This window comes from Rhizobium binxianense, from assembly GCF_028994275.1.
In the GTDB taxonomy this organism is placed as follows: Bacteria; Pseudomonadota; Alphaproteobacteria; order Rhizobiales; family Rhizobiaceae; genus Rhizobium; species Rhizobium binxianense.
In genome coordinates this window covers 844661-863565 of the sequence record NZ_CP118713.1, presented here as the reverse complement: position 1 = coordinate 863565, position 18905 = coordinate 844661, and the positions used below count along the sequence as shown (strand labels likewise).

At 63.0% G+C, this 18905-nt stretch carries 17 protein-coding genes; 8 read left to right on the top strand and 9 right to left on the bottom strand.

The genetic code is table 11. The features are described 5' to 3' along the window. The first annotated feature begins 128 nt into the window (after positions 1–128). Positions 129–1295, top strand: coding sequence for an AI-2E family transporter (locus PO860_RS04260; protein ID WP_183606181.1), 1167 nt, complete (start codon positions 129–131; stop codon positions 1293–1295). Positions 1296–1313: 18 nt separating this feature from the next. Continuing rightward, positions 1314–2606 carry an NAD(P)/FAD-dependent oxidoreductase gene (locus tag PO860_RS04255; RefSeq protein ID WP_273880534.1) on the top strand — a complete coding sequence of 431 codons (1293 nt, stop codon included), beginning with the start codon at positions 1314–1316 and terminating at the stop codon, positions 2604–2606. 53 nt (positions 2607–2659) lie between these two features. Here the strand turns inward: PO860_RS04255 and PO860_RS04250 are convergent, their stop codons facing one another. Further along, entirely contained in the window at positions 2660–3466 is an 807-nt protein-coding gene (locus tag PO860_RS04250; RefSeq protein WP_273880533.1) for a polysaccharide deacetylase family protein, read from the bottom strand. A gap of 227 nt (positions 3467–3693) precedes the next feature. Continuing rightward, a complete protein-coding gene (locus tag PO860_RS04245) occupies positions 3694–4083 on the bottom strand; it encodes a DUF930 domain-containing protein (protein ID WP_272783267.1) in 390 nt (129 codons plus the stop codon). A 253-nt stretch (positions 4084–4336) separates the two neighbouring features. Here PO860_RS04245 and PO860_RS04240 point away from each other — a divergent pair, with 253 nt between their 5' ends. Then, on the top strand, positions 4337–6445 hold the full coding sequence (locus tag PO860_RS04240; RefSeq protein WP_275038194.1) for a S9 family peptidase: 2109 nt from the start codon (positions 4337–4339) through the stop codon (positions 6443–6445). A gap of 42 nt (positions 6446–6487) precedes the next feature. After that, positions 6488–7012 carry a DUF1697 domain-containing protein gene (locus PO860_RS04235; RefSeq protein WP_183606176.1) on the top strand — a complete coding sequence of 175 codons (525 nt, stop codon included), beginning with the start codon at positions 6488–6490 and terminating at the stop codon, positions 7010–7012. A gap of 63 nt (positions 7013–7075) precedes the next feature. On the opposite strand, the gene PO860_RS04230 is transcribed toward PO860_RS04235, so the two are convergent. Beyond that, positions 7076–8524 carry an MFS transporter gene (locus tag PO860_RS04230; RefSeq protein ID WP_183606175.1) on the bottom strand — a complete coding sequence of 483 codons (1449 nt, stop codon included), beginning with the start codon at positions 8522–8524 and terminating at the stop codon, positions 7076–7078. Between the two features lie 250 nt (positions 8525–8774). Between PO860_RS04230 and PO860_RS04225 the strand changes: the two genes are divergently transcribed. The 3 genes from PO860_RS04225 (at position 8775) to PO860_RS04215 (ending at position 13477) form a co-directional block, all read left to right on the top strand. Continuing rightward, complete coding sequence (locus tag PO860_RS04225; protein WP_275038192.1) at positions 8775–10277, top strand: protein adenylyltransferase SelO; 1503 nt, start codon at positions 8775–8777, stop codon at positions 10275–10277. A 141-nt stretch (positions 10278–10418) separates the two neighbouring features. Then, positions 10419–12758, top strand: coding sequence for a glucose/quinate/shikimate family membrane-bound PQQ-dependent dehydrogenase (locus PO860_RS04220; RefSeq protein WP_273884152.1), 2340 nt, complete (start codon positions 10419–10421; stop codon positions 12756–12758). Positions 12759–12847: 89 nt separating this feature from the next. Continuing rightward, complete coding sequence (locus PO860_RS04215; protein WP_275038191.1) at positions 12848–13477, top strand: glutathione S-transferase family protein; 630 nt, start codon at positions 12848–12850, stop codon at positions 13475–13477. A gap of 449 nt (positions 13478–13926) precedes the next feature. Here the strand turns inward: PO860_RS04215 and bla are convergent, their stop codons facing one another. The 3 genes from bla to dmeR all read right to left on the bottom strand — a co-directional run bounded on the left by bla (position 13927) and on the right by dmeR (position 16286). Continuing rightward, the gene (gene bla, locus PO860_RS04210; RefSeq protein ID WP_275038190.1) at positions 13927–14841 is read right to left on the bottom strand and encodes a class A beta-lactamase; all 915 of its coding nucleotides are present in this window, start codon (positions 14839–14841) and stop codon (positions 13927–13929) included. 147 nt (positions 14842–14988) lie between these two features. Next, entirely contained in the window at positions 14989–15990 is a 1002-nt protein-coding gene (gene dmeF, locus PO860_RS04205) for a CDF family Co(II)/Ni(II) efflux transporter DmeF (RefSeq protein ID WP_183606170.1), read from the bottom strand. A 23-nt stretch (positions 15991–16013) separates the two neighbouring features. Continuing rightward, a complete protein-coding gene (gene dmeR, locus PO860_RS04200) occupies positions 16014–16286 on the bottom strand; it encodes a Ni(II)/Co(II)-sensing transcriptional repressor DmeR (RefSeq protein ID WP_049734460.1) in 273 nt (90 codons plus the stop codon). Positions 16287–16546: 260 nt separating this feature from the next. On the opposite strand from dmeR, the gene PO860_RS04195 reads away from it, so the two are divergent. Continuing rightward, positions 16547–17041 (top strand): GNAT family N-acetyltransferase, encoded by a 495-nt coding sequence (locus tag PO860_RS04195; RefSeq protein ID WP_183606169.1) that lies wholly within the window; start codon positions 16547–16549, stop codon positions 17039–17041. Here PO860_RS04195 and PO860_RS04190 read toward each other — a convergent pair. The 3 genes from PO860_RS04190 to PO860_RS04180 form a co-directional block, all read right to left on the bottom strand. Continuing rightward, entirely contained in the window at positions 17038–17301 is a 264-nt protein-coding gene (locus PO860_RS04190) for a hypothetical protein (RefSeq protein ID WP_273884154.1), read from the bottom strand. The two genes, PO860_RS04195 and PO860_RS04190, sit on opposite strands and share 4 nt — an antisense overlap. Positions 17302–17394: 93 nt before the next feature. Beyond that, positions 17395–18309, bottom strand: a complete 915-nt coding sequence (locus PO860_RS04185; RefSeq protein ID WP_273884156.1) for a cytochrome c — start codon at positions 18307–18309, stop codon at positions 17395–17397. Between the two features lie 136 nt (positions 18310–18445). Next, a complete protein-coding gene (locus PO860_RS04180) occupies positions 18446–18886 on the bottom strand; it encodes a c-type cytochrome (protein ID WP_183606166.1) in 441 nt (146 codons plus the stop codon). Positions 18887–18905 lie beyond the last annotated feature (19 nt).

Here is an 18905-nt window from a genome sequence, read left to right as displayed (position 1 = left end):
TGCGGGCAAAACCAGCGGCGTAAAACCATGCCGGACGCGCCTTTCCGGATCGTCACTTCCCTCGGGGAACCGGAACCGTATCGGCGCGTTTCCGTCACGAAGCAATGGGGCTTCGGGGACCTCGCCGCATGGGCATCGCCAATGGCATCCGCAAACATGCAAAGAAGATCGCGATCGGCGAACGCCACACCAGCGCCTGGGCACAGTCCCTGAAGGAGGCGGCCGAAGAGTTGCCGCCGCCACCGCTGCACCGGCTGGAAAAGGACGGGCTTGATGTCACCATGGCCTGGGCGATCATCGGCATCTTCGGCATTCTCTTCCTTGCGGCCGTCTACCTGATGTCGCTCATTCTCATCCCCATCACGCTCGCCGTCGTCGTCGGCATGATCCTCGGCATGGCGGCGGAAAAGCTCAGCAAGATGGGCGTCCCCCGGCTTGCCAATGCCTTCTTGCTGTCAAGCAGCGTCGCGCTCGTGATCTTCCTGCTCATCAATTCGCTCGCCGATCCGCTGATGACGTTTGCCAATGAGGGTCCGGCCTTCGCCGAACGAACCATAAACCGCCTGATGCCTTATCTGGAGCGCATCAGATGGCTGCATATCACGCCGGCGACATTCGAAAGCGGATCGATGTCGATCGGCGCGCTGCTCGAAAACACCGGCAGCGTGCTGCATGTGGTGACGACCAGCCTGACGCCGGCGCTGGTGCAGGGGATGATCTTCTTTGCGGCGCTGCTGTTCTTCCTCGCCGGCCGGGTCAACCTGCGCAAGACGATTATCATGACTTTCCGCACCCGCACGCAGCGGCTGGCGGCGATCCGTGTCATCAACGCCGTCGAGCAGGTGCTCGGATTCTATTTCGCCACCGCCTCGCTGATCTATGTCGGGCTCGGCGTCGTCATGACAGTCATCGCCTATGTCGGCGGGCTGTCGGCCCCAATGCTCTGGGGTTTCTTCGCCTTCCTGTCGAGCTTCGTCCCTTATCTCGGTATCACCCTGATGACGCTTGCCGTCGCCATTGCCGGCATCCTTAGCCATGATGGCCTGCTCATCGGCCTGATGCCGGCCGCGGCCTTCTTCACCGTGCATTTGCTTATGGAGAACCTGATCTTCCCGGCGGTGATGGGACGGCGGCTCGAAATCAATCCCTTCGTCGTCTTCCTCGCCATCCTGTTCTGGACATGGATGTGGGGTGCCGTCGGGGCGATGCTGGCGCTGCCGCTGTCGCTGATCGTCATGACTGTTATCGACGAATTGCTGATCGAGGAAAAGCCGCAGCCGCAGTTGCCGAAATGATCAACCGGGGAGACGTTCGTGGCAGCTGATCTCGATCTTGCCGAATCCGACCACGACCAGATGGTCAGCGGCCGTTCTCTCTGGGGGAAAAGCGGCTTACGCCCGCAATGGCGGCCGATCGAGCAGAGTTTTTCTACCGACATCGCGGTGATCGGCGGCGGCATCACCGGCGCATTGGTTGGCGAGCATCTGACGGCGCGCGGTTTTTCCGTTGTGGTCATCGACCGGGAGAAGCCCGGTTTCGGCAGCACCGCGGCGAGCACGGCGATGCTCCAATGGGAAACCGACAGCACGCTGACCGAGCTTGAGGATTATTACGGCTTCGAGCGCGCCGCCGGCATTTACCGCCGCAGCGGTGCCGCGGTCGCCGGCCTTTCCAAGCTGATCGCCGCCAACGCGATCGCCTGCGGCTTCCGGCCGCGCAACACGCTCTATCTCGCCGCCAATCAGGAAGGCGCCCGCAACCTGCTGCAGGAGCGCCAGCTTCGCCGCCGGGCGGGCCTGCCCGGCGTCTATCTCGAACATCCCGATCTCTTCACCCAATTCGAGCTCGACCGGGATGGTGCGATCTATTCGCCGGGTTCGGCGGAGTGCGATCCGCTGCTTCTGACCTGGGCGTTGATCGAGATGGCGCTGCGGCGCGGTGCGCGGCTGGTCAACGCTTCGGTGACGGCGCTTCACAGCGAAGGCGATCACGTCACGATGGAGACGGATGAAGGCCACCTCATCGAGGCGCGGTATGTCGTGCTGGCGACCGGCTATTCGATGCCGGGCTTCGAGATGCCGAAGCTGCATCGCTCGAGTTCCAGCTGGGCGCTCGCCACCGTGCCGCAGGACCCGGCACATTTCTGGCGCGACAGGGCGCTGATCTGGGAGGACAGCCATCCCTATCTCTATATGCGCACGACCGCGGACAATCGCATCGTCGCCGGCGGCGAGGACGACGAGACGATCGATCCTGCAGCGCGCGACCGCAAGCTGCCGGCAAAGACCATGGCGATCCAGGAGAAGATGAAGCGGCTGTGGCCGAAAGCCGATACGCGGGTGGAACACGCCTGGTGCGGCACTTTCGGCGAGACGGTCGACGGTCTGCCGCTGATCGGCCCGGTGCCGGAGACGCCGCATGTGTTCGCCGCCTATGGCTACGGCGGCAACGGCATCACCTTTTCCTATCTCGCTGCGCAGATGATCGGCGCCATGCTCGCCGGCATGCATCGCGACTGGTTCGAGGATTTCGCGCTCGACAGGGACGGACCGGGCTTGCGGCGGTTTGGAGAGGGTGTGGTGCGGATGGGGAGCGAGCTGAGGTAAGTAGGGTCTCACATTGACCGTCGTGGCGTGGGGCCCCCCCTCTGCATACCTTCTCACTCCGTCGTCTTGTCGTCGCCGGTGTCCTCGACGTCCTCCAGCCGAACGAACTCCGTCCCCTTCGCCTTGAGGTCGATCAACGCCTTGGCCACCCCCTCGCCTGCCGCATGCGTCGGCTGGTTGATGTGGGAGATGATGACATCGCCATCCCTCGCCGAGGCGATGCGTTTTTCGGTGATGACGGCTCCGAGCAGCGAGCCGCCGTCGCCATTCACCGAATAACCGGCGATGCGATAACCCATGGCGCGGATCTGACCGATGGCGGAAAGGTCGTATTTGGCGGTCGAGCCGCGGAACCAGTGCGGCGCCGGGATGCCGGCTGCGACCATGGCGGCAGCGCCGCCTTCGACTTCCTGCCGTACCGCCTGCGGCGAGCCGGCGGAGGCGATGCCATAGATCAGCGTCGGCGTGTCGACGGCCGGAATATGGTTCTCCCCATGGTTTTCGAGCTCGAAGAGATCGGGGTTCTGCAGGAACACGGCGACCGCGGCGGGATTGCGTCTCAGCCAGCGGGCGGTGACGAAGATCGTTGCCGGGATGCGTTCGCGCACCAGCGTCGACAGGATGCGCTCATCCGCCTGGCCCATACAGGCATCGAAGGTGAGCGCAATGCGGGCATGACCGGCAATATTGGACCGGGCGATATGCAGATGCGGCTCGACGAGTTTTGGCGCCGGCACCTTCGGGCCCGGAGCGCCGATGGCGGGTGCAGCCGAGATCGACGGCGCCGACGGCAACTCGTCCGCCGCTGCAGCTGATATCGCGGCCAGGAGCAAGGCCGAAGCGAAAAGGATGCGATTCATATCAGGGCTTCTACGACTAGGGTTCGTCGATTTTAGCGGTTGCTCTCGTCCGCCGCCATGTGGCCGGATGTCACCGCAGGCGCTAGAGCAATTCCAGGAAAAGTGCGAAGCGGTTTTCCCAGGCAAAGCGCGAAGCGCTTTTGCCGGGAATTGCGTAAAAACAAAAAGTTAGAGCGGTTCTGCTCTTTCATCAAAAGCTGAACCGCTCTAGGACAAAAGCCGCTGCATCAATCGTAGAGATAATACTTGTCCCACTTCTCCCGCGGCACTTTTTCGCCGATCTCGTAGTTGAGCTCGCGCACGTTGATATGCTGCGGACCGGTGATGCAATTGTAGGAGAGATGGTACCAGTCGCCCTTGCTGCGGAAGACCGCGCCAGGCGCCTGCAGCGAATTGTCGCCGGCGACCGGATCCTTGAAGGTATAGGCGATCACCTTGTCCGGCTTGAAGCCGGTGCTGTCCTTGTTGATGCGGCTCATCGCCTCGGTGTCGCAGCTCTGTTCCAGCCGGGTCGAGGGATCGAGTTTTTCCAGCTGCTTCTTGATGGCGGGATCGACGGCAAAGGCGGGGGCAGCAAGGCTTGCGAGGGATACAAACAGGATCAGACGTTTCGGCATTGCGGAGAAAATCCCTTACTGTTGTCCATTCTTCACCCTGCCCCGGGCAGCTTGCCGGGGGCTTGGCACGTGCAAATTTCGCGCGACGAGAGCGGACTTTCTTAAATATTGTGGTGACATCAAGGCAAGACGGGCAGAGCACCCTCCTTGTCTGTGGAAGGTCACCTGCACCCTTGCCGCAGCCTTGCCGCTTGATCCGGCGGCGGCGCGCCTCTATCTCTTGCCAACCCGACATTCCCACCGGAGCCATTCCTTGTCCGTTTTCAAAAGCCTGCCGACACCGCCTGCCGCACCGAAGAAGCCGATCTCCGACACGCGTCACGGCATCACCCGCACGGACGATTATGCCTGGCTGCGCGCCGACAACTGGCAGGCGATGTTCAAGGATCCGTCGATCCTCGACCCCGAGATCCGCCGGCATCTCGAAGCCGAAAACGCCTATATGAACGCGGCGATGGAAGACACCAAGCCGCTGCAGAAGGTGCTGTTTTCCGAAATGCGCGGCCGCATCAAGGAAGACGACAGCTCTGTGCCGATGAAGGACGGCGCCTATGCCTACGGCACCTTCTATGTGACAGGCGGCGAACAGCCGCGTTATTTCCGTATCGCCCGCGACGGCAATGTCGCCGACGAAACGATCCGCACGGTGCTGCTCGACGGCGACAAGGAAGCCGCCGGCAAGGCCTATTTCCGCCTCGCCGGCCTCGACCATACGAGCGACCACAGCCGCGGCATCTGGGGCTATGACGACAAGGGTTCGGAATTCTTCACGCTGCAGGTGCGCGATCTCGCAACCGGCGAGGACCTCGATGATCGGATCGAGAATACCGGCGGCGGCGGCGTCTGGGCGCCCGACGGCAAGAGCTTCTTCTATTCGGCGCTCGACGAGAACCACCGGCCGTCGAAGGTGTTCCACCACATTCTCGGCCAGCCGCAGTCGGAAGACCGGCTGGTCTATGAGGAGGCCGATGCCGGCTTCTTCATGGGCGTCGGCGGCTCGCTGATCGACGATTTCATCTATATCGACATTCACGACCACGAGACCAGCGAATACCGGCTGCTGTCGACCAAGGACCTCACAGCCGAGCCGAAGCTGGTGGCGGCGCGCGAGGAAGGCATCGAATATTCGCTGACCGAGGGCGGCGACGTCTTCTACATCCTCACCAATGACGGCGGCGCCAAGGATTTCAAGATCATGGAAGCGCCGGTCGACAATCCGGTCAAGGAAAACTGGCGCGAAGTGGTCGCCCACAAGCCCGGCACGCTCATCATCAGCCACATGGCCTATGCCCGCCACCTTCTGTGGCTGGAGCGCAAGGACGGGCTGCCGCAGATCATGATCCGCGACCGGGCGACCGGCGAGGAACATGCGATCGCCTTTGCCGAGGAAGCCTATTCGCTGGGCCTCTCGGGTGCTGCGGAATACGACACGGATATCATCCGCTTTTCCTATTCCTCGATGACGACGCCGTCGCAGCTCTACGACTACAACATGGTGACGCGCGAGCGCACGCTACTGAAGACGCAGGAAGTGCCATCAGGCCACAATCCCGACGACTACGTCACCCGCCGCGTCTTTGCCCCGGCCTGGGATGGCGAGAAGGTGCCGGTTACCCTGCTCTATCGCCGGGATACGCCCCTCGACGGCAGCGCGCCCTGCCTGCTTTACGGCTACGGCGCCTACGGCATCACCATTCCGGCCGGATTCAACACCAACTGCCTATCGCTCGCCGACCGCGGCTTCGTCTATGCCATCGCCCATATCCGCGGCGGCAAGGACAAGGGTTTTGCCTGGTACGAAGACGGCAAGATGGACAAGAAGACGAATACCTTCAAAGACTTCGTCGCCGCTGCCGATTATCTGAATCAACAGAAGTTCACCTCTTACGCGAAGATCATCGCCGAGGGCGGATCGGCAGGCGGCATGCTGATGGGTGCGGTTGCCAACATGGCGCCGGAAAAATTCGCCGGCCTCATCGCCGCCGTTCCCTTCGTTGACGTGCTGAACACCATGCTCGACGATACGCTGCCGCTGACGCCGCCGGAATGGCCGGAATGGGGCAACCCGATCGACAGCAGGCAAGAATACGAGCAGATCGCCTCCTATTCGCCCTATGACAATGTCGGCGCAAAAGCCTACCCGCCGATCCTCGCACTCGGCGGGTTGACGGACCCGCGCGTCACCTATTGGGAACCGGCCAAATGGGTAGCGAAACTGCGCGATAAGACAACGGGCGAGGCACCGATCCTGCTCAAGACCAATATGGATGCCGGCCATGGCGGAGCGTCCGGGCGCTTCCAGCGGCTGGAAGAGATCGCCTTCGAGTATGCGTTTGCGATCAAGGTGGCGGGGAAGATGTAAGGGGCAGAGGGGCTGGCACGGTACGAGGTCCAGGGGAGAGAAATGCCCGTCTATATCGCCCTCCTCCGCGCCGTGAACGTCGGCGGCACCAGCGCCCTGCCGATGGCCGAACTCAAGGCCATTTGCGAAGGCCTCGGCTTTACCGACGTCAAGACCTACATCCAGAGCGGCAACGTGGTTTTCCGCTCCGATGAGAAAGAAACGGCAGCGGAGAAAAAACTCGACGAAGCGCTCGGCCGCAAGATGGGCAAGCCTCCAGGCGTGATGGTACGCAGCCGTAAAGAGCTTGGCGATATCGTCGCCAACGCCCCCTTTCCCGACGCCAAGCCGAGCTTCCTGCTCGTCTATTTCCTGCCCGAAAAGGCGCCCAGTGATGCGCTGGAGAAGATGGTGGCGCCCGATGGCGAGGAGGCGAAACTCGCGACCCGCGAAATCTATGTGCATTATCCCAATGGGTCCGGCCGCTCGAAGCTGAAGCTGCCGGCGCTGAAATCCGGCACCTCGCGCAATCTCAATACCGTGCGCAAGCTCGCGGAGATGGCGGCCGATATGGAAGACGGGGACTGAGACGGCGCGCAGAATTCGATTCAAGCGACGCGCGTCAAATCCTTGTTTTTATGAATTTCATCGTCAACCTCCAGTCGCCTTCGTTCGCTTCGCCCTATAGCCGCTGATCTCCTCGCCGGCGGTCGGCGAGAAGCGCAGGTTCCAGAAGGTCGCGGTAATCGATATGAGGGTGACGACGATGAAGGCGGCGGAGAAATCGCCGAGGGCAGGCGTTTCGGCGCCTGACAAGGCCATGGAGCCGTGCAGCGCCAAGGCGCCGATGCAGATGCCGAGCGACAGCATCAACTGCTGGAAGGTGGTGTAGAAGCTCGTGGCGGAGCTCATCCGCTCCTTGTCGATCTCGTCATAGGCAATGGTGTTATAGGCGGTGAACTGGAACGACAGGAAGAAGGCGCTGAGCACCAGGACGATGAAGATCAGCGGCATCGGCCAGTCCGGCCGAAAGGCGGCGCAGAGGCCGTAGCCGACCGTGCCGCAGATGCCGTTGAGGACGAGGCTGCGGCGGAAACCGAGCCGGCGGAAGACGAACTTCGCCATCGGCTTCATGGCCAGCGCGCCAAGCGCGGTGGCGATGACGATCTGGCCGGCTGCAGCGGCAGACAGGCCGAAGCCGATCTGGAAGAGCAGCGGCAGCAGGAAGGGCTGCGCCCCTTGGGTGATACGCGTCAGCGAGCCGGCGATGACCGACGTGCCGAAGCTCGGCACCTTCATCAGCGAGAAATCCATGATCGGCGACGGGTGTTTGCGGGCATGCCTGAGATAGGCGATGCCGAAGAGCAGGCCGAGCGCGATCAGGAAGATCGAGAAGGCGCCCTCGCCTTCATGGCTCGACATTTCGAAGCCGAAGAGCAGCGAGCCGAGCGAGATGCCGGAGAGGATGAAGCCGATCGTATCGAAGGGGCCGCTCGCCTTGCCCTTCACCTCGTCGATGTAGATCGAGACGAAGATCATGCCGGTAATGCCGACCGGCACGTTGATATAGAAGATCCAGCGCCAGTCGAGATAGGTGACGAAGAAGCCGCCGAGCGGCGGGCCGATGATCGGGCCGATCAGCGCCGGCACCAGCAGCCAGGACATGGCGCTGACCATATCCTTGCGATCGACGCTGCGCATCAGCACCAGGCGGCCGACCGGCATCATCATCGCGCCGCCCATGCCCTGCAAGAGCCGCGCCAGCACCAGGAAGGACAGCGTCGGCGCGAGCGCACAGAGGATGGAGCCGGCGACGAAGACGGCGATTGCCGCGCGGAAGACGGTGCGCGAGCCGAAACTGTCGGCCATCCGGCCGCTGGCCGGAATGAAGATCGCCAGGCTCAGGAGATAGGAGGTCAGGGCGATCGACATGGCCGGGGCGCTGACGGCGAAATCGCGCGCCATGGTGGGCAGCGCGGTCGCCAGCACGGTCGCATCGATATTTTCCATCAGCATCGCACTCGCGACAATCATCGCGATCACCCGGAAATTGGGCGCGGCGCGCCGAACCATCGGCGCCTGGTAAATCTGATCCGACATCGTCCGGAATCACTCGCGGTGGCGCGGCGGAGCACACGAGGCAGCAAGGCCGCGGAGATGACATGGCGCAAGGCCAAGGGGAGACGATCTGCTATACGCCTCAGATCATGGCGGCGCTATGTCCTTTATGGCAAGGCAGCTTTGACGAGAGGTAAAGGCAGATCACGATTCCTTGCATCGGCCCGTTCTTCTTGAAGGTCTTCATCCAAACCGGCTTGCGCCTTAAGCACCCCGGCCCTACCTATGAGGGATGACCTCCGCCCTGCAGACAAACCGGCCCGGTGCGGCCTTTCCGTTCGACAACAGCTATGTCGGCTTGCCCCAGCACTTCTTTGCGGCCCAAGTACCGACGCCGGTGGCCGAGCCCTGGCTGATCAAGCTGAACGAGCCGCTCGCCGCCGAGCTCGGGCTCGACGTTGAGGCCCTGCGCCGCGACGGCGCGGCGATCTTTTCCGGCAACCTCCTTCCCGAAGGGGCAGAACCGCTGGCGATGGCCTATGCCGGGCATCAGTTCGGCGGCTTCTCGCCGCAGCTCGGCGACGGGCGGGCGATCCTGCTCGGCGAGGTGATTGACCGCGGCGGCAAGCGTTTCGACATCCAGCTGAAGGGTGCAGGCCCGACGCCTTTTTCGCGCCGCGGCGATGGCCGGGCGGCGATCGGGCCGGTGCTCAGGGAATATATCATCAGCGAGGCGATGTTTGCGCTCGGCATTCCCGCCACGCGGGCGCTGGCGGCGGTGACGACGGGCGAGCCGGTCTATCGCGAAGAGGTGTTGCCGGGCGCGGTCTTCACCCGCGTCGCGGCCAGCCACATCAGGGTCGGCACCTTCCAGTATTTCGCCGCCAGAGGCGACACCGACGGCGTGCGGGCGCTGGCCGACTATGTGATCGACCGGCATTATCCCGCCTTGAAAGAGGCCGAAAATCCCTATCTCGCGCTGTTCGAGGCGGTGTCCGAGCGCCAGGCAGCGCTGATTGCGCGCTGGCTGCATGTCGGTTTCATCCATGGGGTGATGAACACCGACAATATGACCGTCTCCGGCGAGACGATCGATTTCGGCCCCTGCGCCTTCATGGATGCCTATGACCCGGCGACCGTCTTTTCGTCGATCGATCAGCACGGCCGTTATGCCTATGCCAACCAGCCCGGCATCGGCCAATGGAACCTTGCAAGGCTCGGCGAGACACTGCTGTCGCTGATCGATGCGGAGCCCGACAGGGCCGTCGACAGGGCGAATGCGGTGATCAAGAGTTATGGCGAACGGTTCCAGGCGCATTGGCTGGCCGGCATGCGGGAGAAGATCGGCCTTGCCGGGCAAGAGGATGCCGATCTCGAGCTGGTGCAGGCGCTGCTGTCGCTGATGCAGGCGCAGGCCGCCGATTTCACCCTGACCTTCCGGCGGCTGTCGGATCTTGCCGGCGATGACGGGGTAGAGCCGGCCTTTGCGGCGAGCTTCCGCGAACCGGAGGCCTGCGGCGCCTGGCTTGCGCAGTGGCGCGAGCGGCTGTCCCGCGATCCGAAGACGGCTGCCGAGCGCGCCATTGCCATGCGCGCCGTCAATCCGGCTTTCATTCCGCGCAACCACCGGGTCGAACAGGCAATCGAGGCCGCCGTCGAGAACGGCGATTTCTCGCTGTTCGAGGCGCTGCTGACCGTGCTTTCCAAACCCTATGAGGATCAGCCGGGCTTTGCCGCCTATCTGCAACCGCCGAAGCCGGAGGAACGGGTGCTTGCCACCTTCTGCGGGACGTAAGCGAGTCCAATACAACCGTACCGTGACAACAGCCTGCGGCAATTGTGGCCGTTGAAAGGCATCTTCTTCGCGCTATCTGGCTGATCGGCGGGACTTTTCCGCCGATCCCTCACCCGGCGAACCTCAGCGGGAGACAGCCTTATGGCGATCGTCATCACCTCCATCTTCTTCATCATCGTCGGGCTGGCGCTCGGCGGCGGCGGGCTGTGGCTCGTCACGCTCGGCGGCAGCATCTTCTATCTGTTCGCCGGGCTGATGTTCCTGATCACCGCCGGACTGCTGTTGATGCGCAAGGCGGTGGCGCTCTGGGTCTATGCGGTGCTCGTCGTCGCGGCACTCGCCTGGGCGGTGTGGGAGGTCGGCTTCGACTGGTGGCAGCTGGGGCCGCGCGGCGGCATGATCATCCTGCTCGGGCTCTGGCTGCTGACGCCCTGGATTCGCCGGCCACTCGGCCTGCGCAGCCCGACCGGCTTTACCTACGGCGCCAATCCCTGGCCGCTCGCCGTGCCCGTCATCCTCGCCATCCTCGTCGCCCTCTATTCGATGACGAGGGACCCGCACGATCTCGCCGGCGAGCTGCCGACCGATAAGGTCGCCGCCAGCCCCGCCTTCGGCGGCAGCGTGCCGGATGGCGAATGGCATCAATATGGCCGCACGCCTTTCGGCCAGCGTTATTCGCCGCTCGACCAGATCACCGCCGAAAACGTCTCCACCCTCAAGGAGGTGTGGCGATACCAGACCGGCGACGTCAAGCGGCCGGAGGATATTAGCGAGACGACCTATCAGGTGACGCCGCTCAAGGTGAAGGACACGCTCTATCTCTGTACCCCGCACAACTGGGCGATCGCGCTCGACGCGAAAACAGGCAAGGAGAAATGGAAATACGACGCCAACTCCGGCATGAACCCCGACCGGCAGCACCAGACCTGTCGCGGCGTCACCTATTATGCCGATCCCGATGTCGCCGCCGGCCAGCCATGCGCCGAGCGCGTCTACCTGCCGACATCGGACGCGCGGCTGATCGCGCTCGATGCGGCGGATGGAAAGATCTGCACCGCTTTTGCCGACCAGGGCGTGCTGCATCTGGAAACCGGCATGCGTTACAATCCGGCCGGCTATTACTACTCCACCTCGCCGCCGGTTGCGGTGGCGGGCAAGATCATCGTCGGCGGGGCGGTGAACGACAATTATTCGACTGAGGAACAATCCGGCGTCATCCGCGCCTTCGACATCAAGACCGGCGCGCTGCTCTGGAACTGGGATTCCGGCAATCCCGACGTAACGACGCCGATTACCGAGGGTCAGACCTACACGACCAACTCGCCGAACAGCTGGTCGGTCTTCAGCGTCGACGAAGCGCTCGGGATGGTCTACATCCCGCTCGGCAACCAGGTGCCCGACCAGCTCGGCATCGGCCGCAGCGACAATGTCGAGAAATTCTCCTCCTCAATCGTCGCGCTCGATATCGCCACCGGCCAGCTGCGCTGGGTGCGCCAGACCGTGCATCACGATCTCTGGGACATGGACGTGCCGGCCCAGCCTGTGCTGATCGACCTGACGAAGCAGGACGGCACCGTGGTTCCCGCCCTCGTCGGCCCGACCAAGCAGGGCGATCTCTATGTGCTCGACCGGCGCAGCGGCGAGCCGATCATCCCGGTCAAGGAAATCCCGGCGCCTGACGGCGCTGTTACCGGCGATCATACTTCGCCGACGCAGCCGATTTCCGACCTCACCTTCTCGCCCGAGCCGCTGAAGGAAAAGGACATGTGGGGCGTGTCGCTGTTCGACCAGCTCGCCTGCCGCATCGACTTCCATCGTTACTATTACGAGGGCCGCTATACGCCGCCTTCGCTCAAGGGAACGATCGTCTATCCCGGCAATTTCGGTACCTTCAACTGGGGCTCGGTGGCGGTGGATCCGGAACGGCAGATCATGTTCGGCATGCCGACCTATCTCGCCTTCACCTCGCGTCTGGTGCCGGCCGCCGACATTCCCCCGAGGGGCCAGGACGAGAAGGGCAGCGAACAGGGGCTCAACCGCAATGACGGCGCGCCCTACGGCGTCTTCATGGGCCCCTTCCTCGGGCTCTTGAAAATCCCCTGCCAGGCTCCGCCGTGGGGCTATGTCGCCGGCGTCGATCTGCGCACCGGCAAGATCGCCTATATGCACAAGAACGGCACCGTGCACGACATGACGCCATTGCCCTTGCCCTTCAAGGTGGGCGTGCCCGGCATCGGCGGACCGATGCTGACCAAGGGCGGCGTCGCCTTCCTCGGCGCTGCGGTCGACAACTATCTGCGCGCTTACGATGTGACGAACGGACGCGAGCTCTGGCAGGCGCGGCTTCCCGCCGGCGGCCAGGCGACGCCGATGACCTATACGGCCGATGACAACAAACAATATGTCGTCATGGTCGCCGGCGGCCACGGCTCGGTCGGCACCACGCCCGGCGATTACGTGATCGCCTATACGCTGCCGTGATGGTGAGCTGCACTTGGAACCACATTCCGGTCGATTGAACGGGACAATCGAGAGATGTAAGCCGTGAACCGTGCAAGTGGAGAAACAACATGACCGAGCCGTTGACGATCTGGACATATGATTGGGTGCCACCCGGCCCCCGCGGTCATGTGCGAGACATCAGATTGCGCTGGGCCTGTGAAGATGCCGGCCTCACATACGACGTCAAGTCGGTCTCCTTCCATGACCGCGGACCGGAGCATTTCGCGCGCCAGCCTTTTGGGCAAGTGCCTTTCATCGAGGATGGAGACATTACCATTTTCGAAAGCGGCGCCTGCCTTCTCTATCTGGCACGGAAAAGCGAAAAGTTGATGCCGCGCGACCCCAAGGGCGAGGCGGCAACGCTGGAATGGACGATTGCCGCGCTCAATTCGATCGAGATGGTTTCGGTCCCCTGGTGGTTCATCGGCCTGTCCAAGGACGCCAACAACCCGCTCGAAGGCTGGCTGCTCCAGCGCTTGCAACACCTGGACGCCGTGCTGGCGCAGCGCGAATGGCTTGCCGCCGGACAATTCACTGTCGCCGATATCCTGATGACGGATGCGCTTCGCGTGCCGAAGGTCAGAGCCGCCGGTGAGTTTCCGGCATTGCGCTCCTACATCGATCGCGCCTGCGCGCGTCCGGCTTTCCAAAGAGCATATGACGGCCAGATGGCGCATTTCGCGGCGGGCGATCGATAAACGAGACCCGCATGCGTCACCATCACAATCTTAAACCAGATCGTGATTCCAATAACCTCACCCCTGCGGTTTTGGCAGTTATGCCGCAGGCTCGCCTAGCTAAATCGCTAGTGCCGGTTGAATGCCAAAGGCGTTTGACCGGCCTTCAATCAGGAGTATTAAGCGATGAATACATTCCTTTTAGTTGCTTTACGGTCGTTTTTGATAAGTTTGACAATCATTGGAGGACAGCGACTGTGGGAAATCATCTTCAAAACCTCTGAATTTGAATATTCGCTGCGCTCCTTTTTGATGTTGTTTGCAATAGGCTTTGTGTTGTCCCTTTTGTTCGAAAAATATCAAAATAGTCACTGACTCGTTGACGAAGTTGGCACGGCACACAACGTGCCTGATCAATGGGTCACGGCTGACTTGGCGGAGAGTACACCCTCCGCCGCATGTTTAATGCTTCACACCATCTCGACGATCATACGCCCAACCTCGGCGAAGACCGGGTTGAGATCCTTTACCGGCGCGGTCGCCTCGGCGATATAGACGGCGGCGACGATCGGGCCGCGGTTGGGCGGCCAGATGACGGCGATATCGGCGAGGGAGCCGTTCGGGCCGGTGCCGGTCTTGTCGCCGACCTTCCACTCCGCCGGCAGGCCGGCCCGCAGCCGCTCGCCGCCGGTCGTGCTTGCCACCAGCCAGGCGATCAGTCTGTCGCAGGAGGCTTCGGCAAGCACCGAGCCGAGCGTCAGGTTGCCGAGCGTGTCGAGCATCGCATCCGGCGTCGTGGTGTCGCGCGGATCGCCCTTTTTGCCCTCGTTCAGCGTCGGTTCGGTGCGGTCGAGACGCGTCGTGCCGTCGCCGATCGAGCGCAGCCAGTCGGTCAATCCCGCCGGCCCGCCGAAGCTTTCGAGCAGCAGATTGCCGGCGGTATTGTCGCTGACCGTCACCGCCGCCTCGCAGAGTTCGGCGATCGTCATGCCGTCGGCGCCGGCGTGTTTTTCGCTGAGCGGCGAATAGTCGACGAGCTTGTCCTTGCCATAGGTCACCCGCCGGTCGAGCTTCTCCTCGCCCTTGTCGGCGCGGGCAAGCACGAAGCCGGCGGCCAGCGCCTTGAAGGTGCTGCACATCGGAAAGGCCTCGCTGCCGCGATAGCCGAAGGAGATGCTCGTCTCAGTGTCGAGCACCGAGACGCCGAGGCGGCCGCCGGTACGCTTTTCCAGCGCGGCAAGGCGACGCTGGATGTTGTCGTCGCCCTCCTCTGCACTCTCCTTGGCCCCCTCTTCGGCCCCATCCTCGGCGTTGGCGGGCAGGCCCAAAACAGGCAGGCAAAGCGCCGAGCCGAGCAGCAAGCGGCGGGTAAGGTTGAGATTCATGTAATCCTCCGGCGAGTCGGAGAACAGAGCTAAGGCGAGATTGCGGCGGCATCTCGTTCCCACGGCGAGTTTATCGCCGTCGTGCGACTTTGTCGCCGTCGTGCTCCGATGTCGTCCGCTGCAGCGCGTTTTCGCCCCCGGGGCCGACTACGCGGCGCGCGTGACCTCAACCGTCACATGCGACAATTCCGTCAGCGCCGAAAGCCTGCCCTTGTAGAAGGCCGGCTCGCGCGGCGTCGCGGTGACGACGGCAACGATGGCGGCGTGGTGGCCGGGGCCGACCTGCCAGACATGCAGATCGGTGATCCGGTCTTCCTCAGTCTCGATCGCATGGCGGATCTCGGCCGGCAGCGTCTCACCGTGCGGGACGACATCGAGAAGAACGCCGCCCGAAGATTTCATCAGGCTCCAGGACCAGTTGGCAATGACCAGGCCGCCGACGATGCCCATGATTGGATCGAGCCAGAGCCAGCCGTAGAGGCTGCCGAGCGTCAGCGCCGCGATGGCGAGCACGGAGGTCATGGCATCGGCGATGACATGCAGATAGGCGGCGCGGATATTGTTGTCGCCGGGCTTTGCATGGTGATCGTGATGGGCATGATCGCCATGATGGTGGCCGTGGTGACCGTGCGCGGCATGATGACCGTGTGCGTGCGCATGATTACCATGCGCGACATGACCGCCGCCGGCCAACAGCCAGGCGCTGACCAGATTGACGGCAAGGCCGATCACCGCCACCGCGATCGCCTGGGCAAAACCAATCGGCACCGGGTTTGAAAGGCGCAGCCAGCTTTCCCAGGCCATCAGCAGGGCGATCAGGGCAAGGACGATGGCGCTGGCGAAGCCGGCGAGATCGCCGAGCTTGCCGGTGCCAAAGGTGAAACGCGGGTTGTGCGCCTGCTTGCGGGCGAAGAGATAGGCGAGCGCCGAAATCAGCAGCGCGCTGGCATGGGTCGACATGTGCCAGCCATCGGCGACCAGCGCCATCGAGCCGTAGGCCGTGCCGGCGGCGATTTCCGCCACCATCATCACCGCCGTCAGCGCGATCACCAGCCAGATGCGCCGCTCGTTGACCGCATGATCGGCGCCGAGGAAAACATGATCATGTTCCAGGGCATCCATTCCAGCCTTGTCGATTCCGGCATGCATTACAGGCTCCTTCGTCACGGCACTCAGCGAATATAAGTTCTCAGCACTTCCGATATTTCCTCGACCGCCTCGGCCCTGGCGGCGTCGTCATCGGCATTCAGCACATGTTCGCGCAGATGATCGTCCAGCACCTCGCCGGTCAGCCCGGTGAGGGCGCCGCGAACGGAGGCGAGCAGCTGCAGGATTTCGCCGCAGGGGCGCTCGGCCTCGAGTGCCCGCTCGACGGCCTCCATCTGCCCCTTCAAACGGCTGACGCGGGCGATGAGCTTCTTTTTCTGCAGGGTGGTATGGGACATGACCTACTACATAGCATAGGGGGGTATACTATCAAGAGACAAACCGGATCACAGCCGATGCGCGGCGATCGGCCATTGACAAACACGGCATTTCCGACGATTGATGATCGATGATCAAAAACGCGCACCAGAGCCGCTCGTATTTTTGGCTGTACCTGTAAAGGGCGGCCGGACAGATCATATTGTCAACAAGCCGCCGTCAGGCGGCTTTGTTGTATCGGCAGCGTCCTGACGGCAGAATATCAAAGGACGCGAAGACCATGACCGAAATCGAAGACAGCGAAATTTCACTGATGCGCCCGTCAGTGGTGACGATCCGCGCCGCCAAGCCGCGCGACCTGCCCGAACTCAACGCCATGATCGCCCTGCTCGCCGCCCATCATGGCGATCCCTCGGGCACGACGCCGGAGCAGCTCGAGCGTGACCTCTTCGGCCCGCTGCCCTGGATCACCGCACTCGTCGCCGAGACCAGCGAAGGGCTGATCGGCTACGCCATTCTCGTGCCGCTCTACAGGGCGCAGGAAGGCAAGCGCGGCATGGATCTGCACCATCTTTTCGTGCGCGACGGCCATCGCGGCCACGGCACCGGCCAGTTGCTCGTCGACCGGGCGCGCGAGACCGCCCGCAATGCCGGCTGCGGCTACCTCTCCGTCAGCGCCGCCACCGGAAACGTGCTGGCGCACCGCTTCTACGAACAGCTGGATTTCACCCCGCGTCCGGTGACCGGCATGCGCTATATGCAGTCGATCGCTTAAGCCGGCGGGTGTTTGTCCGCCTGCCTTTCAAGCGCCGGCCGCGTCGCCCATTGGTGGAGCGCGGCCTTGACGAAGGCAAGGGCGGCTGCGCGCGCCGGCGCCAGATCGCTGGCGTCTTCCAGCCTCTCGGCGAAGCGCGCCTCCATCGCCGTCATCGTCTCGTCGAACCAGCGCGCAAGCAGCAGGTTGCGCCCAGAAAGACGTGCCCGCATCCGGCAGATGACAAGATCGAGTTGTTCAAGAGTCGGTTTGGTGTTCATGGATAGCCTCGATTGACGAGACTGAAGCATGGCACGTCGCGATCTTTCCGATTCGCTCGTTGCGCTCTCGCTCTCAGTTTTGCGCGACATGCTTTAACGTCCCGGCACGGCCTTCAGATAGGCGGCGATCGCTTCGCGATCGGAGGCCGGCAGATGGGCGATGTTCTGCTGTACATCGACCATCGAGCCGCCGACGGAATCGAAATCGGGGGTGAAGCCGGTTTCGAGGTAGCTGGCGATATCGGCCTCGCTCCAGCCGCCGATGCTCTTCGAGGCCGGGGTGATATCCGGTATGCGGCCCTTGCCTTCCGGATTGGGGGCGCCGGCGAGCCACTGACCCGCCTGGAAGCCGCCCAGCGCATCGCGCGGCGTATGGCATTCGCCGCAGTGACCGGGGCCTTCGACGAGATATTGTCCGCGCTTGATCTTGTCGTCGCTCTTTACAAGCGCGACGCGGGGCTGATCGTTGAAATAGAGGAATTTCCAGCCGCCGAGCGCCAGCCGGATGTTGAAGGGGAACGGCAGCTCATGCGGGGCCGCGACGTTTGCACTCTTCGGCAAGGTTTTCAGGAAGGCGAAGAGATCGTTGACGTCCTTGTCGCTCATGCGGGAATAGGAGCCGTACGGAAAGGACGGGTAGAGGTGCTGGCCGCCCGGGCCGACGCCGCGCTTCATCGCATTGCCGAACTCGGCCAGCGTCCAGGCGCCGATGCCTGCCTTTTCATCCGGTGAGATGTTCGGGACGTGGAAGGTCCCGAAAGGGCTCTTCAGCGCCAGGCCGCCTGCAAGCGTCAGCTTTGCATCGCCTTCGGAACCCGGTGCTGCATGACAGCTGACACAGCCGCCCGCCCAGAAAACCATCTGGCCATTGGCCGGATCCGGCGCGCCGAGACCCGCCCAGTGGCTCTCCGGCAGCGGATCGGGTGCGGTGACGAGATACAAGGCGCCCCCGCCAAGCACGGCGACGCCGATCAGACAGAGCAGTAACCGGATGAACCTGCGGACCATGCTCCGCCTCCCCTTTTGCCGAGATTTCCTGCGCGGGGCGATTCTGCGACCAGCCGCACGGGCGGAGAATAAGATGATCCGCGCCGGCGGCAAGGCCGGCGCGGATCGCGTATCAAGTTCCAGATCAAACGGCCTATCAATCCTTGAGGCGATAGGCCTTGTGACAGCCGCCGCAATTGGCGCCGAGCGTGTTGACCGTGGCGCCGACGGCGGCGGCATCGGCCGGAAGCTGCGCCAGCGCGGTTTCGGCGTCGGTGGAGAGCTTGGCGGCGCGCGCCTTGAAATCATCCATGTTTTCCCAGATTTTCGGGCTCGCCTCTTCGTCGCCCGTTTCCGTGCCCGGCTTGAACTGGTCGGGGAAGACCTTGGCCGTTGCGGCGATCGTCGTCAGCGCCGCCTTCACCGCCTCGGCGTCATAGGGCTTGGTGCCCTTGGCTATGGCTGCCAACGCACCGGCCGAACCGCCGATCTGCTTCATCAGGGCAATGCGCGAATCATGCGTGCCATCGGCGGCGGTCACCGAACCGAAGGCTATTCCGGCCATCGCTGCGGCGGCAGCTACTGCTTTCCAATTCATATTCCTCTCCAATTTTCTG

Excerpts from the sequence above, each read along its gene's own strand:
- PO860_RS04185 (WP_273884156.1), bottom strand. The coding sequence starts at position 18,309 with ATGGTCCGCAGGTTCATCCGGTTACTGCTCTGTCTGATCGGCGTCGCC.
- PO860_RS04190 (WP_273884154.1), bottom strand. The coding sequence starts at position 17,301 with ATGAACACCAAACCGACTCTTGAACAACTCGATCTTGTCATCTGCCGG.
- dmeF (WP_183606170.1), bottom strand. The coding sequence starts at position 15,990 with ATGCATGCCGGAATCGACAAGGCTGGAATGGATGCCCTGGAACATGAT.
- PO860_RS04245 (WP_272783267.1), bottom strand. The coding sequence starts at position 4,083 with ATGCCGAAACGTCTGATCCTGTTTGTATCCCTCGCAAGCCTTGCTGCC.
- PO860_RS04225 (WP_275038192.1), top strand. The coding sequence starts at position 8,775 with ATGACCTCCGCCCTGCAGACAAACCGGCCCGGTGCGGCCTTTCCGTTC.
- PO860_RS04260 (WP_183606181.1), top strand. The coding sequence starts at position 129 with ATGGGCATCGCCAATGGCATCCGCAAACATGCAAAGAAGATCGCGATC.
- PO860_RS04220 (WP_273884152.1), top strand. The coding sequence starts at position 10,419 with ATGGCGATCGTCATCACCTCCATCTTCTTCATCATCGTCGGGCTGGCG.
- PO860_RS04230 (WP_183606175.1), bottom strand. The coding sequence starts at position 8,524 with ATGTCGGATCAGATTTACCAGGCGCCGATGGTTCGGCGCGCCGCGCCC.
- dmeR (WP_049734460.1), bottom strand. The coding sequence starts at position 16,286 with ATGTCCCATACCACCCTGCAGAAAAAGAAGCTCATCGCCCGCGTCAGC.
- PO860_RS04180 (WP_183606166.1), bottom strand. The coding sequence starts at position 18,886 with ATGAATTGGAAAGCAGTAGCTGCCGCCGCAGCGATGGCCGGAATAGCC.
- PO860_RS04215 (WP_275038191.1), top strand. The coding sequence starts at position 12,848 with ATGACCGAGCCGTTGACGATCTGGACATATGATTGGGTGCCACCCGGC.
- bla (WP_275038190.1), bottom strand. The coding sequence starts at position 14,841 with ATGAATCTCAACCTTACCCGCCGCTTGCTGCTCGGCTCGGCGCTTTGC.
- PO860_RS04235 (WP_183606176.1), top strand. The coding sequence starts at position 6,488 with ATGCCCGTCTATATCGCCCTCCTCCGCGCCGTGAACGTCGGCGGCACC.
- PO860_RS04250 (WP_273880533.1), bottom strand. The coding sequence starts at position 3,466 with ATGAATCGCATCCTTTTCGCTTCGGCCTTGCTCCTGGCCGCGATATCA.
- PO860_RS04195 (WP_183606169.1), top strand. The coding sequence starts at position 16,547 with ATGACCGAAATCGAAGACAGCGAAATTTCACTGATGCGCCCGTCAGTG.